Source organism: Paenibacillus graminis, assembly GCF_000758705.1.
Classification (GTDB): domain Bacteria; phylum Bacillota; class Bacilli; order Paenibacillales; family Paenibacillaceae; genus Paenibacillus_AQ; species Paenibacillus_AQ graminis.
In genome coordinates, this window is the sequence record NZ_CP009287.1 from 1,755,707 (window position 1) to 1,773,338 (window position 17,632).

The 17,632-nt window shown below is 45.2% G+C and carries 10 protein-coding genes and 1 pseudogene; 9 read left to right on the forward strand and 2 right to left on the reverse strand.

The window, feature by feature from the left end; all coding sequences use genetic code 11:
* Together PGRAT_RS07565 and PGRAT_RS07570 are read right to left on the reverse strand one after the other, a co-directional pair.
* Positions 1-696, reverse strand: coding sequence for a response regulator transcription factor (locus tag PGRAT_RS07565; protein ID WP_025703838.1), 696 nt, complete (start codon positions 694-696; stop codon positions 1-3).
* A gap of 169 nt (positions 697-865) precedes the next feature.
* Positions 866-3,970, reverse strand: coding sequence for an amidase family protein (locus tag PGRAT_RS07570; RefSeq protein WP_025703839.1), 3,105 nt, complete (start codon positions 3,968-3,970; stop codon positions 866-868).
* Between the two features lie 472 nt (positions 3,971-4,442).
* Here PGRAT_RS07570 and PGRAT_RS31500 point away from each other — a divergent pair, with 472 nt between their 5' ends.
* The 9 genes and pseudogenes from PGRAT_RS31500 to PGRAT_RS34275 all read left to right on the forward strand — a co-directional run bounded on the left by PGRAT_RS31500 (position 4,443) and on the right by PGRAT_RS34275 (position 17,604).
* Positions 4,443-5,387, forward strand: coding sequence for a response regulator (locus PGRAT_RS31500; protein WP_238326745.1), 945 nt, complete (start codon positions 4,443-4,445; stop codon positions 5,385-5,387).
* A gap of 381 nt (positions 5,388-5,768) precedes the next feature.
* Positions 5,769-7,123, forward strand: a pseudogene (locus tag PGRAT_RS31130) (glycoside hydrolase family 2 protein); the annotation flags it as partial.
* Between the two features lie 269 nt (positions 7,124-7,392).
* Positions 7,393-10,482 (forward strand): family 43 glycosylhydrolase, encoded by a 3,090-nt coding sequence (locus tag PGRAT_RS31505; protein WP_081954738.1) that lies wholly within the window; start codon positions 7,393-7,395, stop codon positions 10,480-10,482.
* 375 nt (positions 10,483-10,857) lie between these two features.
* Positions 10,858-11,781 carry a hypothetical protein gene (locus tag PGRAT_RS07595; RefSeq protein WP_025703013.1) on the forward strand — a complete coding sequence of 308 codons (924 nt, stop codon included), beginning with the start codon at positions 10,858-10,860 and terminating at the stop codon, positions 11,779-11,781.
* 23 nt (positions 11,782-11,804) lie between these two features.
* On the forward strand, positions 11,805-12,854 hold the full coding sequence (locus tag PGRAT_RS07600; protein WP_025703015.1) for a hypothetical protein: 1,050 nt from the start codon (positions 11,805-11,807) through the stop codon (positions 12,852-12,854).
* 107 nt (positions 12,855-12,961) lie between these two features.
* Positions 12,962-13,573, forward strand: a complete 612-nt coding sequence (locus PGRAT_RS07605) for a hypothetical protein (protein ID WP_025703017.1) — start codon at positions 12,962-12,964, stop codon at positions 13,571-13,573.
* A gap of 649 nt (positions 13,574-14,222) precedes the next feature.
* The gene (locus PGRAT_RS07610; RefSeq protein WP_036702700.1) at positions 14,223-15,974 is read left to right on the forward strand and encodes a sensor histidine kinase; all 1,752 of its coding nucleotides are present in this window, start codon (positions 14,223-14,225) and stop codon (positions 15,972-15,974) included.
* Positions 15,975-15,977: 3 nt separating this feature from the next.
* Complete coding sequence (locus PGRAT_RS34270; protein WP_238326720.1) at positions 15,978-16,808, forward strand: response regulator; 831 nt, start codon at positions 15,978-15,980, stop codon at positions 16,806-16,808.
* A gap of 52 nt (positions 16,809-16,860) precedes the next feature.
* The gene (locus PGRAT_RS34275) at positions 16,861-17,604 is read left to right on the forward strand and encodes a helix-turn-helix domain-containing protein (protein ID WP_238326721.1); all 744 of its coding nucleotides are present in this window, start codon (positions 16,861-16,863) and stop codon (positions 17,602-17,604) included.
* The last annotated feature ends 28 nt before the right edge of the window (positions 17,605-17,632 follow it).

The window sequence follows — 17,632 nt, forward strand, 5'->3', positions numbered from 1 at the left end:
CTATTGCTCTCTTTCCGTATATTTATAGCCTATGCCCCAGATGGTTTTAATAAAGTTATGTTCAGGACCCAGCTTCTTGCGGATATTTTTGATATGGACCGTTACGGTATTGATCTCTCCGTATTCGTCTCCCCAGATGTTCTCATAGATCTGCTCACGGCTCAATACCTGATTGGGGTGACGCATAAGCATAGACAGAATTTGAAATTCTTTCGCGGATAAGTCTAGTTTCCGGTTGTACAGGAAGGCTTCAAACGTTTTATCGTTCAGAATGAGCGGAGCATCCGCCTTTTCGTTACCCGGACTAAGCTCGTCCCACTCTTTATACAGCCTGTCCAATTTTCGGAAATGGGCCTTGATCCTGGAGGCCAGCTCCTGAATACTGAAAGGTTTGGTCATATAATCGTCTGCTCCGATTTCGAGACCGACGATTTTATCAATGTCCTGATCACGCGCACTAAGAAACAGGATGGGAACATTATAAGATGTCCGGATACTTCTGCAGACATCAAGCCCATTCATATCAGGCATCACTATATCCAGAACGACGAAATCAATGTGGTTATCATCCACAGCAGATAAGGCTTCTTTCCCGGAACATGCCGAGATTACTGTAAATTGCTCGTACCTTAAACTCTTGGTGATAAGTTTTACGATTTCTTCATCATCGTCTACAACTAATATCGTTTTTGACATTTGACTACCTCCCAGAAGCAAACAGACCTGATATAAATCATAATTCCTTAATCTGGTTGATGCAAACTTTCGCAGGTCTCTTGATTGGACGGATTGGGTATGGCGATTTCACAGTTAAAGGCCATCCTTTTCGGGATGGCCCTTTCTGTAATCTTTGAATGGAGCTTCATTAGTTCAAGTTTTCCAATAATCTGGATACCACTGTGGCGAACTCTGCTCTGGTAATATCTTGTCCAGGCTTAAATGTACTGTCTGCGTATCCGGTAATAATTTTATTGGAGGCGAGTGCATCAATGGAATCATAATACCATGCATTTCTTTGTACATCCTTGAATGAGGTGTTTCCGGTACCCGTCAGCTTGAAGGCTCTGGTGATTAGTGTTGCTAATTCACTACGGCTAATCTTATCGTTCGGACGGAAGGTTCCATCGCTATATCCGTTCATCAAGCCTGATCCGGCAGCTGCACCAATATACTTATTCGCCCAATGCATTGAAGATACATCAGTAAAGTTACTAGCTTGTCCTTCAAGTCCCAGGTACGTTGCAATGACCTTAATCGCTTCGGCACGGGTCAAACCTGAATCCGGACGGAAGGTTCCGTCGGCATAACCCGTTAGTAATCCCTTGGCAATCAGCAGGTCAATGCTTGCCTTTGCCCAATGATTCAGTGTATCGGCAAAACTGGCCACTTCCGGCTTAGGCGTTGGTGTTGCTATTGGTGCTGGTGTTGCTGTAGGAGCTGGTGTTGGTGTAGGCGTTGTTGCGGGAGGCGTCACTGGACCTCCTCCGGTACCTGGATTTGGATTAGTCGTTCCATTATCTGTTGGATCAGGATTAGTAGGGCTTGGAACATATTGAAGTGCTGGAGCAAAGGCTGTAAGCAGTCTGGCTTGACTTTGTTGCTCAAGAGCATAGCCCATACCTAAAACTTTTGCATCGTCCCATGCTCTGCCCACAAGCTGCATAGAGATCGAATATCCGCTGTCGTTCGTTCCTACAGGAACCACTACTGTAGGGAGACCGACATTAGACGTTAATACGCCTGTGTTGCGGTCAGAGCTTAATTGAGAAGCTGCTGCGTCATTGTTGTATACGTCACTAATGAAACCTGCATAAACGACAGCATCCACGCCATTCTCGTCCATCCACCCTTTAATCACTTCCTTATAGTCGCTTCTATACTTGATGTAATCCTGTACCGCCTGTTCAGTCATCCGTTCAGGCTGAGTATATCCTCTTTGATTATAGATAAGCACCTTATCTGAAGCCAGCACACTTGCTCCATCCAGGTAAGGGAAGTCCTTATGAAGCTCGATATAGCGCGCCCAGCCTTCAGTAGATCCATTAATGCCTGAAGGACGGCTAGGAGCTGAAGGTATTGCTGACATTTCAACCATTGTTGCACCCGCTGCCTGAAGCTCTGAGAACTTATCCCTTACCGCTTGTCCAGTATCATCATCAGCATAGCTAGATACAAAGGATGAGGGGATATATCCGATTTTTTTTCCTATCAATGCATTGGCATCCAGAGCTTGCTTCCAGTTCACCGGACGCTTATGATCCGCATCAGCAGTCACTGTAAAAATATCCTGTGGGTCTGTACCCGTTGTAGCATTCAACATAATGGCCAGGTCAGCTACTGTTTTGGCAATGGGACCTGCATAATCCTGTCCCCAAGTGAGCGGCAGTACACCTGTAGTACTGGCCATACCGTCTGTACCACGGAAGCTTTTTAAACTAGCGCCTGTCGTAGGTGCATAGAGAGATACCCCTGTTTGTGATCCCATGGCTGCTGCTGCAAAATCGGCTGCAACAGATACCGCCGATCCGCCGCTTGAGCCAAAAGAGGTTTTGGAGGGATACAGAGCATTCCATGTTTGCATCCAGCCGCTTTCACTAAAGCTTCCGCTATTTGCAAACTCAGAAGTATTTACTTTACCAATAATGACAGCGCCAGCTTCCCGCAGCTTATTCACCTGGAACGCATCGGATTCAGGCCGCCAGCCTTCAAGCGCTTTACTGCCGCCTGTAGTGGGCATATCCTTGGTGTCATAAATATCTTTGATCGCAATCGGAATTCCCAGGAGATCACCTTTGACGCCTTGTGCACGGGCATCGTCAGCAGCTTTGGCTTGGGCTAGCGCAGTTTCGGATACGTGCAGGAAGGCATGGAATCCGAGTTGCCCCTCATCGTACGCCTTGATTCTATCCAAATACGCTTGAGTAATTTGTACAGAAGTCGTTTTTCCATTGATCATATCCTGCTGCATCTCTGCAATTGATTTATTCACAACATCATAGGGGGATGAAGTGACGAATGTTTTGGCTGCTGGGGCATCTGGAATAACCAGGTTATCTCCGGTATCCAGCCCCTCTATAGCAGAGATATCCCAGTTACTGATGGACCGGATTTGTGCATGGGTTAATCCAGATACATCTAGCTGCTGATTAAGTCCATTAAGCGTGGTAACCAGATTGTTCAGCCCTGCTTCGCCAGCTTCTCCAACTTGTACAAAATGTACCAGGGATTTGGACTGACCCGGCTCAATATTTAAGGTATTAATGAAGCCATAGAAATTCGCCTCATTTCCGGACTTAGCCAGGGGTGTCGTGAATGGATTCTGCTGCTGATTCCCCAGATCAGTTAATCCATTATGAAACGGATATGGAGCTCCAACTGCAATACCTAGGGGTTTATTGTTTTTGGCACTGCTATCGACAACAATCCATGAATCGTCTGTCGTCACCTCCAGATCATTGGAGTAGGTTGCCTTGACTACTGAAGCATTTGCCGCTGTTCCATATCCTAAAGAGCCCCCGAAAGACACATCAATCTTAACAGCCATATCATTCTTATTAGTAAAAGTATCAAAGAATCTCGTTCTATTATTAATAGTATCTACATACACATCACGGGTGACTGTGACATTTCCCAGATTTACAGATTGAGTTGAAGTGAATCTATTAACGCCATCGTATTTCAGGTCGAACCCGCGCATCATCTGTCCATTCATCAGGGAAGCTGAAGGCGATGACACTTTAACAAAGATATTACCGAAGCCTTGCACTTGTGTAGTACCAACGGTACGTAAACTTCCTGTGTCTAAGCTGGGAGCAAAAGCATCGTGAATCTCCCATACGGTACCACTTTGTGAAGTCACCCGGGTTAAAGCATCAGCGGTTTGAAACGGAATCACTGCCGAAGCCATAACTGATAGCGCAATGGAAGTAGCCATAACTTGCCTTTTGGTCTTACGCAGACGTTTATTCATTTGGCAATCTCCTTTTCCTATGTATTTTATTAATAATGTTAGGTAATATAACATTGTATATTAATTCAGTCAATGAATAATATGAAATTGAACTATTTTCAGAGTTTTAACAAAGAGAAAATACTATAATTATTATAATATGTAATATAAATGGTAATCTTAAGGCATAATATATAACTCTTTATGTTATATGTTGTTCCGGATTCTTTTGGATACACTAGGTAAAGGTTAGTACTATGGATACATAAACATCAGTTAAGGGGACTCATAAAGCTGATGGAGAATTTATCCTTGAAACAGATAGAAGTGGAATAAAATAGTATTTAAATGAATTGCCTGAATGGGGCAAAATTGAAATGAGGATCAAGGATAAACCATTGATTATTCTTCACCTTGGTTGATCCGTATTTCATTGCTATTCCATGATAGTTTTGCTATTATTCGGAGATTCCATATATTCAGGAGGATACCCGTGTATAAGGTCATGATTGTAGATGATGAAGCGTGGGCAATTAAAGGAATCTGCAACGCCTTTGATTGGGATAAGTATGGGTTTGAAATCGCAGGCCAATTTAAAAGCGCTTACAATGCCTGGGATGCCATAAAAGCGGATAAACCAGATCTGGTATTTACGGATATCCGAATGCCGGACATTTCCGGGCTGGATCTGATGAAGAGGGCTAAGACACATGGGCTGGACACTGAGTTTGTCATCGTAAGCGGATATGCGGAATTTGAATATGCTCAGGAAGCGCTGCGCTACGGCGCGCTGGATTATTTCCTGAAGCCTTTGGATATTGATATGGCTGATCAGTTCATTATGAAGTTGGCCATGCACTTCTCCCGGAGAAGCGAAGCACGCAATCAAATCCATCTGGATGCGCTGACCTCGGCAGATCAGGACGAGATAAAACGCTTATTGCCGTATTCCGATTGCGCGGCTGTATGTTATTATCGGGTGCTTGCGGTCGATTTCGAGGGCGAGAACAAGGATTTCAATACCCTGCTGTCTTTCAAGGGAAAGCCCATTCATGCTGTGGAGGTTGAAGCCGGAACCAGAAAAATGCTGGTTGTTCTGATGTCGGAGCATAGGGCTTGCTTAGAGGGATATTTGGATGAATGGGATTTGGAGAATACTGGCATAAATGCTGTGGGCATCAGCAGCATCTCCAGCCAGCTTAAGCATATGAGCAAGCTGATTAAAGAAGCGGACATGTCCGCTTCCCAGGTATTTCTGGAGGGAGCCGGGGGCGTAGTTCACTACGAGCCGAAGCTTCATCTGGTGAAGCCATGCATCGATGAGATCTACCGTATCATCCAGGGAAATCAATTTGATGACATGGATGTGTTCATTATAGGGCTGCAGGAATACTTCAGAGATCATCATCTGGGGATGTCTGAAGTTGTCTACTTGTAGAATCAGGCAGCCGGAATCCTCATAAACGCTTATCCCGGGGAATTGAAGGATATGGAACTGGAATTCCTGAATTATTCCGAGATCAAGGAGCGTTTTGAACACTTTGAGTCTCTGTGCAGCTTTCTGCATGAGGTCCTGGCCTCTATCAGGCAGGAGAACAGCCGCTCTTTGCAGGAAGGAGACATCCTGTCCTGCTTCAACAGGATGATAGCCTATATCAACCAGCACTTTGAGCAGAAATTGTATTTGAAGGATTTATCCGCCCAATTCTTCATCAATCAGGTGTATTGCTGTCAATTATTCAAAAAAATCTGGGCAAAACCTTCTCTGAATATGTGTCGGAGCTCAGAATCAAGAAAGCCCGTGAGCTGCTGAAGCTTTTTGGTAGTGCGCGCGGAAGACTTCAGCCGAGATGTTACCCTGCCACGGGGGAAGCAGTATTGGAAGGAGGACTCGGCTTCGATCTTCTACACCAGGACAACCGGAATCTGGCAGACAGTCTGGCTGGAGCCTGTGTCGGAGTACTATATCAGGAAGCTGAAATTCAAGCCGGATATTGACCGCAATGAAATCCAAATCCGCACGTTTTTGAATAAGGCTCCTGCAGGCTGCAAGGCGGAAGCCCACATCGAAATCCGCTTCAAGGATGAATACCGGGCGGTTACAACCATGTCTATTGACCATGCGGAGGAAACCCGTACCATCGGTCTCCATGTTTTTAATGATCATGGCCTGGGCCGCTGGTGGTCTCCGGAGCATCCAATCTGTATGAAGTCACCGTTACACTCTTCGTGGACGGTACCCAAGCGGATAAGGCAGAAAGCTACTTCGGTATGCGCAAAATCGCGGTGGAAGCCGGCAAGCTGATGCTGAACAACCGGATTTATTTTATGCGGCTGGTGCTGGATCAGGGGTATTTTCCGGAGGGGATTCTGACGGAGCCCAGCGACGAGGATTTGAAACGGGGCATTGAGCTGGCCAAACAAATGGGCTTCAACGGCGCGCGCAAGCACCAGAAGATAGAGGATCCCCGTTACCTCTACTGGGCGGACCGGCTGGGTTATCTGGTATGGGGCGAGATGGCTAATGCTTATGCGTATTCGGAGGAATATGTGCGCAAGGTAACGGCGGAATGGCAGGAGGCCGTGGAGCGGGATTACAACCATCCGTCTCTGGTGGTGTGGGTTCCCCTTAACGAAAGCTGGGGGGTGCCGAACATCTTAATCGATAAGAGGCAGCAGCGGCACGCCATGGCGATGTATTTTCTGACCAAATCCCTGGATGACAGCAGGCTGGTTATCTCCAATGACGGTTGGGAGCAGACGACCACGGATCTGGTTACCATCCATGACTATGAGTGGAGGCGCGAGGACTTAACGGAGCGCTACAGCACCTTGGAGCGGACGCTAGTTGGAAAGCCGCACCGCAGGGAGCTGTTTGTTGGGGGAACCGCATATGCGGGCCAGCCGGTTCTGGTGACGGAGTTCGGGGGTATAGCCTATAAAAAAAGCGATTGGGAGGGCTGGGGCTACTCCGGTGCAGACAACGATGAGGATTTCCTGGCTAAGCTGGCCGACGTGATCGAACCGCTGCTGCAATCGCCTCATGTCCAAGGCATCTGTTATACTCAGCTGACCGATGTGGAACAGGAGATCAACGGCCTGCTGACCTATGACCGGGCCCCCAAAGTTCCGTTAGAACATATTAAACAAATTGTTGCCGGGCAGCCGAGATAGGGGAATAGATGGCACTGCCGGAAAGTTCAGGACACTTCCTTTCATTGGGGATTGTGTCCTTTTTTTCTAAAACGATTACAAAAACATTTTAAGATAGTACATTTTTTGAATTTTCTTCCGGAGGTAGAATGAGGACAATGGCTGGAAAAATCAGTAGAACAGGGAGACGAAAAAATGAAAGCGGTTTTATGCGACCCGTAGACATCATTTAAGAGAGGCCATAGGCGTCGCAGGAAAACATAATGACATGATTCCAGGGAGGACTGAAAATGGTCAAGAAAAGATTCAGGTATCTGCTGATTTGTCTCGCGGTGCTGCTGATGCTGCCGCTGCCGCAATGGAGCGGACCGGCTGTAGCGGCAGAGCCGATGCCGGATACGCCCGATTCGGCACCACTATGGGAGGGAAAGAATGTGGCGGATTTCTACAATGTGATCATGCAGGTAGGAGCCGATCCTTGGGTTTACAAGCACACGGACGGCTATTACTACAACGTCTTTGTCAATGCCAGCGGCATCATGATCCGCAGAGCGAAGACCATCTCCGGCATTGATGCGGGCGAGAGAAGCCTAGCCTGGACACCGGTTAACGGTACGATGTACAGCTCCAATGTCTGGGCGCCTGAAATGCACTATGTCCAGGATACCGATGGCAAATTCAAATGGTATATTTACTTCGCGGCTGATAACGGAGCCAACGCCAACCACCGCATGTACGTGCTGGAGAACGCCAATGAAAATCCGATGACAGGAACCTGGGCATTTAAAGGGAAGATTAGCGATTCCACCGACCGTTGGGCGATCGATGGTACTGTGCTGACTGTAAACGGGCAGCATTATTTCATATGGTCCGGCTGGGAAGAAACGGACGGAAGCTTCCAGAATCTATATATTGCAAAGATGAGCGATCCACGGACCATCAGCTCGGAACGGGTATTGATCTCGACGCCTGACCATGATTGGGAAACATCTCCGGGCAGGATCAATGAAGGCCCCCAAGTCACTATAAAGGGCGATACCATCAACCTGGTCTATTCCGCTAACGGAAGCTGGACAGACAGTTACTGCCTCGGGCTGATTACAGCCCAGATTGGCGATGATTTGATGAATCCCGGCTCCTGGGTAAAACAGGACCGGCCGATCTTCTCCAGCGCTAATGGCGTTTACGGGCCGGGTCACCACAGCATTGTTGCGTCTCCTGACGGCGCGGAGGACTGGATCATCTACCACGCTGCCCGCTGGCCGGGATCAGGCTGGACCCGCAAAGTTCACACGCAGAAATTCACCTGGAACGAAGACAATACGCCGAACCTGGGAGAGCCCGCCGATCCGAATAAACCGGTTGCCAAGCCATCCGGCGAGCCGGTGCGACAGCGTTATGAAGCGGAAGAAGCGCTGCTGGTGAAAGATCCGAACGGTGTAACTTTTCCGGCTGTCCGGCGGGAAAGCAGCGCTTCAGGCGGGATGAAGATCGCCAACATCAATAATGCCAATGATTATGCCCAGTTTACAGTAAACGTGCCAGAGGCAGGATTCTATATAATGTCCGTGCGCAATGCCAACGGCTCACCCAATGCGGCGGAAGCCTCCCATATCCTCTCGGTCAACGGAAGCTCCGGCGCAAACTTGAACATCGTCTATTCCGGTCTGAATCGTTGGGGGGCCTCCACGGCGAAAGTCTATCTGAAGGAAGGCGACAATATCCTCCGCTTCTGGAAGGGGAACAACCTTGCCGAGATCGACAGCATGGATATATTCAAGCTGGATACATCGGAAATTTTATTCGAATCACCGGGATACACGCTGGGGTTGGGTGAAACCCGTAATTTGCCCCTGTATACGGTAACAGGCACTACTTATACCGCTGTTGACACAGGAGCATTCTTCAGTTCTTCCAACCCGAAGGTTGCCGTTATTGACGGAGGGACTCAGGTTAAGGCTGTCGGGGCGGGCAGTACCACAATCACCGCAACCTATAACGGTAAAATGACCTCGGCCAACGTTACCGTTATTGCTGAGCCTGAATCTGTGCAGTCCGTTGTCATAAGCGGATTGGCCGGCATCCTGACCAGCGGGCAGACTAGCCAGCCCCTGCAGGTGACAGCACGCTATAACAACTATGAAGTGCAGAATGTGACAGCTGATGCTCAGTATACCAGCAGCAATCCCGGGGTGGCCCGGGTTGATTCTGATTCGGTCACCCGATCGGTATATGCGGTCAAACCGGGCACAACGCTGATTACAGCCGAATATAGCGGCAAGAAAGCGGCATTCCACTTGATGGTAATTGCTGCTTCGGATGCGGTTAAGGTTGTTTCAACGGTGAAGACTCCTTCTGGAGTTACCCCTAAGCTGCCCAGCGTTGTTGATGTTGTCTACAATAGTAAGTCGAAGAAGGCAAAAATCGTCAGCTGGGAGCTGGCGGGACTTGACTTCAGCTCTCTTGGCACTGTTCAGGTACCTGTCACCCTGAAACTGGGTGGCCGTAATATTTCTTCCGCTATTGCCGTAGAAGTGATTCCGGGCTGGGGTCTTGACGACATTGTGAATCAGCTCCGCAACAAGCTGGCCAATTTTTCATATCCTTTGGGAGACGGACTAGGCAACTATAATCAATCCAAGTATGATGCCTTCGTGGCCGAGGTGGATAAGGCGGAGAAAATGGCCGGAAATGCAGAACTGAGTAAAGAACAGTTTGACGGGGAGCTGGATAAACTTGCTGGGGCGGAAGCAGCTCTGTTAGGTTCGCTTAACAACATACAGGATGGCGTGCTCTACAACGCTTACCGGGATTTCTCCGGCGATACGGCGGGCAAATATCCTTACGGCATTATCACCGAAGATCTGACCAATGGCGCTTCCGCCACCGTACAAGAAGAAGACGGGAATAAATTCCTGCGGCTGACCACAACTGCTGCTTCGGGCAAAGCAAACCTGCTCTTACCCTATGCGGGCGAGGTAAAGGCCGAGGCAGATCAGCGCATCGTCATCGAATATCGCGCCAGATTAAACAGCAGCTTCCAGTACGCCAATGGCGCCATGATTCGAAATGACAGCGGTACAGGCAATTATTCGATGGTGACGGCTTTTGATACGGGAAAAATAATCGTACAGGATGGCGGTACCAAGAAGGCAGTTCTAAACGTCGCAAACAATATATGGTACAAAGTTAAAATCGTGGCCAACTGGGATGCCAAGACGTATACCGTCTACATAGACGATGTTCCGGTGGCTATTGATTACAAATTCCGCCACACAGGCGGCGACAAGCTCACCGGACAGCGGTTCGGCGTCGACGGCTACGCCAATGCCTCCATCGACTTTGATGATTTCAAAGCTATGGTTATCGGAGGACCGTAAAAGTGTAAGCGGAAACGAAACCTGAGATGAGGTGAGCTAAGGTGATCAGATGATCCAGTGTTGCAGTACGGGGATACGACTGGATGGGTCAGAAGCTCAACGGGAGGATTAATGGAGTCCGTTACAATAGAGTGATCAGAAGGCGACTTGTCTGCGGATAAGTTGCTTTTTTTCTCCTTTATTAGGTGAAATTATTCGTAATTTAAAATTGGCTGAGCTTCAATCAGGGGTTAGTGGGCATAGCAAGTGATAAAAAATGCTTCCAAGTGAAACCTTGTATACTATATTTTTTAATAGGAGAGATAATGTAATATTCCGGGAGATTCGCTTTTTATTTTGAGAAAAATATGTGATTACTGTAAGGGAGAGTGGGATATGAGCAAAAAATTGTCTATATCGACACCTTATATTACGACTTATCCGCCCTACGCTAATATTTTTTCAATGATTGGGAGCTGCAAGGACTCAATGAACTGGTTTTATAACAACTTTGTTGATTTGAAAATTGAGGATGACACCATTTTTTTTGCCGAACATCCAACATTGTTTGGTTCATGTCCGTGGCTCAGCATTGAGAAATTAACAAGAGAGCAAATTCAACTGGAGTGGGACAGCTTTGTTCATTTCGTAATCGATTGTATTGATGCTGGCTGCTATTTGGATCTTACACTGGATCAATCGCAAATACCGAACGCTAAAAGGACAAAGAGCCCTTTTTTTCATGAAACACTGATCTTTGGCTATAATCGTTCTCAAGAGCTCATCTATATTGCCGATAATTTCAGACGGGGAGCCTACCAGACAACAGAGTGTACTTTTCTGGAAATCTCAAGGGCCTATGCCCATTTTAAGCCTGATTCTTATCTTGGAATTAACAAAATAAGCGTAACTGAGATTGATTACAATTTTGACCTGGAGTTTGTAATGAAGTCCATGAGCAGCTACATGAATTACCGTTTGAATTGCATCCATGACGCCTCTGATGTCTACTCTTTTTGGAATAATAAAATTATTAGATATAGCGAGCGTAATACGTTGGATATACGGGACTTCCATTTGTTGTGGAGTCATAAAAAGTGCATGCTGGACCGGTTGGATTATATGAGGGAAAATGGTCATCTTGATAAAGAGAGAAAGTACGATGACTACATTGAAATCGTTAATCAAAGCCTTATTCAATTAAACTTCGCATTAAAATACTTAGTCACTAAAGACCATAAAATCGTTGATCGGATCATCTGCGGCAATAACCAAATCCGCGCAAAAGAGTTAGCGATTCTAGAAAGACTCTTCAAATGACAATGATACGAGGAGCATCCGTTATGAATAAAAAGATATTAAATTTAAATAAGCCTTTAATTACGACCTACCCACATCATGCAAATTTGTTTTCAATACTTGATTTGGATCAGCGGTCGCTTAGCTGGATTTTTCATAACTATTTATTGGTGATTCTTCATCATGATGAAAAAGGAGGGTATGGATTAGATTTTTGTTCCCAATATTATCCTTGGCATAAATTCAAATTAGCAACGTGTCCTATGTTAATTACCAGAGTCTATCAAAAAGAAATTATTCTTGGGAAATGGAATTTTCATGATTTTTTAGTGGAATTAATTAATAACGAAAACTATATATACTTTATTAGAGAGCTTGCTGATGGAGGATCACATGAGGTGTTTATCTCGGGTTTTGACTTGTCCAGGAAAGAATTCCTATGTCATGATTTTTGGAATGGGGTTTATGGGGAAAAATGGATTCCCTTTAGTGAAATAACACTCAAAAGAGATTCAGCTTTTCAAAATGAGTGGTCCACAGATTATTTAAATGGCGTATGGGCAATTGAAAAAACAAACCAATATAAAGAACCCAATGAATTCTACTATGAAACAGTACTAAACTTTTCCCCAGAGGATTTATTGGATATTCTAAAAGAGTATATTGGGATGAGTAACAATGTTCGAACTATCCTAAGAAAAGATAACAGATATCTTGGCTTAGAAATATACGATGTTATGACCGAAATGCTAGAAAAACAGAAGAATAATATGGTTGGGCAACCCTTTGCCATTCATCCGTTCCATTTGCTGTATGAACATAAAAAGCTGTTATCATTAGCTGCTGCCTTTACAAACAGTCCCACCGTAAAAAAGGAATCAGACCTGTTAATCAATGAAGCCTTTAAGCTTAGAAACTTAGTTCTTTACTGTAACCATTGTATCGCTGAGAAAGGAATCTATAAAAAATACGAAGCTATAATTGAAAATATAATGAAATTAAAAAACATCGAATTAGCGATGATGCACTCTTTAATTGAAAATATTAGTGCCTTCACCCCTTCTTCCAAGCAAAACACTTCAACATTTTCGTAATTGAAAGAAGTCCAAAGTTTCTTTATAATAGGAAGAGCGAAGATGATTTTTTACATTATTTTCCTATTAAATTTCATTTATTATAGACCACAAAGGAGAAGTTAAGCATGAAGAACAAATGGTTGAAGGTGATAACAATTATAATCGGCACTACTATTGTTGCAGCTACACTTAAGCATCCTCATCCCTTGGCAATCGCTACGGCCAAAGCATCCCCAAAGGTGATCCAGACGGAATCACACATATACAGCAGTGCGAACGCTTTTATCAATCAATACAATAAGAATTCCAAGCTTGGACCGATTGAATCCTATACAATCCTAAAGAAGTCTGGAGTAATTAAGTTACAGGCCAGTCTTGGAGGATATGGTTCGATGACCGCTGTAATGAATGTGGATAAAAGCTTGAGAAACATCGTATATCAGCAAAAATATATGTACTATCCGCAAGAAACATTAGATGATATGAAGAAAAATGGCATTGAGGGTGATGGGGGAGTAGAAATTGCATTGACCATAGAAACGCTATTATCGATATTTTCACCTGATGCCACAATAAAGGAACACCAAGAAGTGACCGCTTTGTTTGACCACACCCCAAGATTAGATCCTAAACAGGCTAGCTGGAGGACTGCTAAAATCGGGAATATTACCTACAGTCTGCATATGTCGGAAGAGGGAATGTGCTCGTTCAAAGTCTCTCGGCAAGTTGCTAATTAATCTAAGTTCCCGGAACGTGTAAATACCGACCGGACTACCTCTTAAGGGGTTTGGATCAGAGATGGAGCTCGGGAATGGACCTTGCAATTTGCCGTTAGTATAACTCGGAGGATCTGATCTCCATCGGCCTCATCAAAGCCATCGAGAGCCACCGTCTGAACAAGGGCACGAAGATGAGCTATGTTTCAAGAATAGAGTTCGGTATCTTATTAACAATACGCTTAGAAAGCGACTCGTCTGCAGATGAGTTGCTTTTTGTTTTTTATACTAAGCAACTTGTGCGTTTCGGTAGTTTTTCAATCCGACGATCACATAAAGGTATATTGGGAAAGTAAGCATTGACAAGAAAAAATAAACAGGATAATTTTAAGGTAAGCGTTTACGTAAAGCTGATTTAAGATTATGAATATTAAATGCCTAACTTAGATTTAAGTAAAACGTATACATGTGCATTAAATTTTTTCGGACGGGAGGGAAAGTTCTTAATAAAGAAATAGTTTTACTCATTAGAGTAAACGTTTACGTTATGCTTGCACCATCCCTATAGGTAAAAAAAGATGATCCTGGCGAATACAAAATTCATCTCATTGCAGCTTTAAGGGTCACTGAGGTGGCCCTTTCTTATGTAATGCCACAGAAAGGATGCATTATGAAAAACAGGAAAAACTCACTGGGTGTAAGGCTTATTCAACTGTTTGCCGCTATAACTGTTCCGCTTCTCTCCGTGCTGTTTGCAGGAGGGTACTATGCCAAGGAAAATGTATTGGCTCAGGTATCCAGATCCTATCAGAATTTAGTGAACTCCAATCTGAAAATGATGGAGAGCAGTCTTGAGGACATTACGATTAATCTGGTGGATATTGTCGATCACGACGTGAATTTTCTTCAATTCAACCGTCCAGGGCTGACAGATTCCGAATATTATTTTGCCCGTATGGGGATTATGCAAAGAAATCAAGCCTACCAGGCATATTATCATAGCGTGGATATGTTTTACTTATACTCCAGCGTCAATGATACGTTGACACTGTCCAATGTATTAGGAACGACAGAGGATTATATGGATAAGGTACGGACCTGGATCACGAACAGGGTTCACGATGAAGATCAATTAGAACCACTCAAGTACAAATGGACAATCGTTAAGATTGCCGGGGATTACTATTTAAACCGGACAGTCGGCAATAATCTGGGCAATCCCTCCTATATTGGTGCGCTTATCCGAATCGACTCCATGCGCTCACCGCTGGGCAATCTAAACCTGCAATCCGGCGGCGATGTTCTTATCGTGGATAATGAAGGGAATATTATAACCAGTCCTTCGGAAACAATGGGCTACGGCTTCAAGCTGCCGCGTGAGAAGCTGAACCGGAATTCTTCGTTTTCTTTTTCGCATGATGGCGTGAAGCTATTCGTTGTGTCCAGCCAGTCAGCCGCCCTGGGAATCAATCTTTCGGTGGTCATTCCCGATTCAGAGCTGCTTCAGGGATTGAATATCTTCCAGATGATTGTTAATGTTCTTCCCTTTTTTGTTTTGATCATTTTGCTGGTTTACTTATATTATTTTCGCCGTATGGTCATCCGCCCGATTCTGGATTTGCTGGGAGGCATCCACCGCATTCGTAAAGGCTCTATGGAAACCCAGCTTCCTTCTTCTAACCTGTTGGAGTTTCAAGCACTGAATCAAGCGTTCAATAGCATGGTTGTGGAAATTCAAGACTTGAAAATTGATGTATACGAGGAACGGTTAAACGCACAAAAGGCAGAATTGAAGCATTTGCAAATGCAAATTAATCCGCATTTTTTTCTGAACACGCTCAATATCATTTTTCAGCTTGCCGACCTGAAACGTTATGAACTGGTAAAAAAGACAGTACGCCATCTGGTGCAGTATTTCCGTTTTATGCTTCAGGTCAAGGATAACAGCATTACTTTGGAACAAGAACTGGAACATCTCCGCAATTATCTCGAAATTCAAAAAATGCGTTACCAGCAATCGTTTGATTTTCAGATTGCCGTGGATGAAGAGATTAGCGGCGCCTCTATACCTTCCTTGATTATTCAGCCCTTTGTAGAAAATGCCATGCTTCACGGTATAAGTCTGAAAACAGAGACATTCAATCTCCGGATCTCGGCAGTCCAATCTGAAGAAGAGGCCGATATTATGATCATTGAAATCTCGGATAACGGAAAAGGCTGCAGTGCCCGGAAACTACAGGAATTAAATTCACCGGATTACACACCCGGAACGGAGGACGGGCATATTGGCATCTGGAATGTAAAAAAAAGGTTGGCTATGCGTTATCAGGAGAAAGCTGACATTTACTTCAGCGAAAATGAGCCGACCGGATTCCGTGTGCGTCTGATTTTACCCGTTGAATATGCAGAAGGAGAACGATAAGCCATGCGATTATTAATTGTAGATGATGAACAGTTCGCTGTAGAGGGGATTCTCTATTGCTGCGACTGGAAGGAGTTTGGGGTAGAAGAGGTCTTGACGGCTAATAGGGCAGACCGGGCCAGGGATATTGTAAATGATAAAAAAATAGATTTGCTGATTTGCGATATTGAGATGCCCGATGAAGATGGGCTTTCGCTGGTTGGCTGGGTGAGGGAGCACTCTCCCTGGACGGAATCGATATTTTTGACCTGTCATTCCGAATTTTCCTACGCTAAAAAGGCAGTTAACCTCGGAAGTTTTGATTACCTGCTGAAGCCTGTTGACTCAGCTGAACTGTTGTCTGCCGTATCAGGTATGATTGCAGCCATCCGCGAGAAGGAAGAGTATGAGTCTTACAATAAAATGTACCATAAGTATCTAAATTTGTGGCAACAAGAAAAGCCGAAGCGTGTGGAGCGTTTCTGGCAGGACCTGTTGTCACGCAGCATCCTGTCCTTCGGGGACTTTTTTGAACGGGAGCTGGCAGGCGCTGGCGTGGGGTTAACCACTGGAGATTTGGTGCTTCCCATTCTAATCAGCATTGAGGAGTGGAACAAACCCTTAAATCCGCGTGACCAGGAAATCATGGAATATGCTGTGAAGAAAGCTGCGGAGGAATTTTTTACAGAAGAGCAACAAGGCGAGGCAGTCACAGACAAAAGCGGGGTTTTGTTCATTCTGCTGTACGCCAAAGGGAAGGAAGAGGGAGGACGGGCGGCTGAGACGCTTAAAATTCAGAAGCTCACTGCCATGGGAAAACGTTTTATCAAGGCATGCCTAGGAGTTGTTCTATAGTATAGTAACCTGCTATGTCGGCTCGTTCAAACCCCTTCAAGAGCTGCCGGGAATGTGCGAAAGCTTAAAGATTATGGAGCGTGACAATATCTCAAGGACACAATCGGTGCTCTTATACTTGCCGCAAGACCAGATATTACTGTCACCTAATTTAGATGACATCCGGCTCGATGACCTGATCTCTTATATGCTAAGCGGAAAGCGTGAGTCTGCTGTCCGCTTTATTCATAACCTGACAGAGAAATTGGAAACCAATCCTTGCTTTCAGGGAAGAAATCTGGACGCATTGCATCAGGATACAATGCAGATTATATACCACTTCCTGCAGGTAAGAGGAATCAATGCAGGAAGTATTGTCCTGTTTACCGACTGGACAACCGCCCGTATACGGGGCCTTCTTCAGTACAGGCATTGGGCAGAGGGAATCGTCTCAGCCGTCATGGAAACGGAATTCGAGCGGCAGGAAAAGGGTAGCGTGATTGAACGATCCATTCGATACATCCAACAAAATGTAGAGGAAGAGATCTCTAGAGCGAGTGTCGCTGATTATGTGGGATTGAACCCAACCTATCTTTCCAGGCTGTTTAAAAAAGAGACAGGCCAAAACCTTATTGATTTCCTGATTTCGGTGAAGATGAACCGTACCCGCGAACTTTTGGACACAACGGATATGTCGGTCAGTTCGATAGCGCAACAGGTTGGGTACAGTAATTTTTCGCATTTCACTAAAATGTTCCGCAAGCAGTTCGACGTTAATCCTCAGGAATATCGCAAGGTCACAAAACGATTAGACTGAGGTCATAAAAACGGCAGAGCAGTTGCAG

Bases quoted from the DNA above. Each gene is read 5' to 3' on its own strand.
- PGRAT_RS07565 (WP_025703838.1), bottom strand. From the start codon at position 696: ATGTCAAAAACGATATTAGTTGTAGACGATGATGAAGAAATCGTAAAA.
- PGRAT_RS07570 (WP_025703839.1), bottom strand. From the start codon at position 3,970: ATGAATAAACGTCTGCGTAAGACCAAAAGGCAAGTTATGGCTACTTCC.
- PGRAT_RS31505 (WP_081954738.1), top strand. From the start codon at position 7,393: ATGGTCAAGAAAAGATTCAGGTATCTGCTGATTTGTCTCGCGGTGCTG.
- PGRAT_RS07595 (WP_025703013.1), top strand. From the start codon at position 10,858: ATGAGCAAAAAATTGTCTATATCGACACCTTATATTACGACTTATCCG.
- PGRAT_RS07600 (WP_025703015.1), top strand. From the start codon at position 11,805: ATGAATAAAAAGATATTAAATTTAAATAAGCCTTTAATTACGACCTAC.
- PGRAT_RS07605 (WP_025703017.1), top strand. From the start codon at position 12,962: ATGAAGAACAAATGGTTGAAGGTGATAACAATTATAATCGGCACTACT.
- PGRAT_RS07610 (WP_036702700.1), top strand. From the start codon at position 14,223: ATGAAAAACAGGAAAAACTCACTGGGTGTAAGGCTTATTCAACTGTTT.
- PGRAT_RS34270 (WP_238326720.1), top strand. From the start codon at position 15,978: ATGCGATTATTAATTGTAGATGATGAACAGTTCGCTGTAGAGGGGATT.
- PGRAT_RS34275 (WP_238326721.1), top strand. From the start codon at position 16,861: ATGTGCGAAAGCTTAAAGATTATGGAGCGTGACAATATCTCAAGGACA.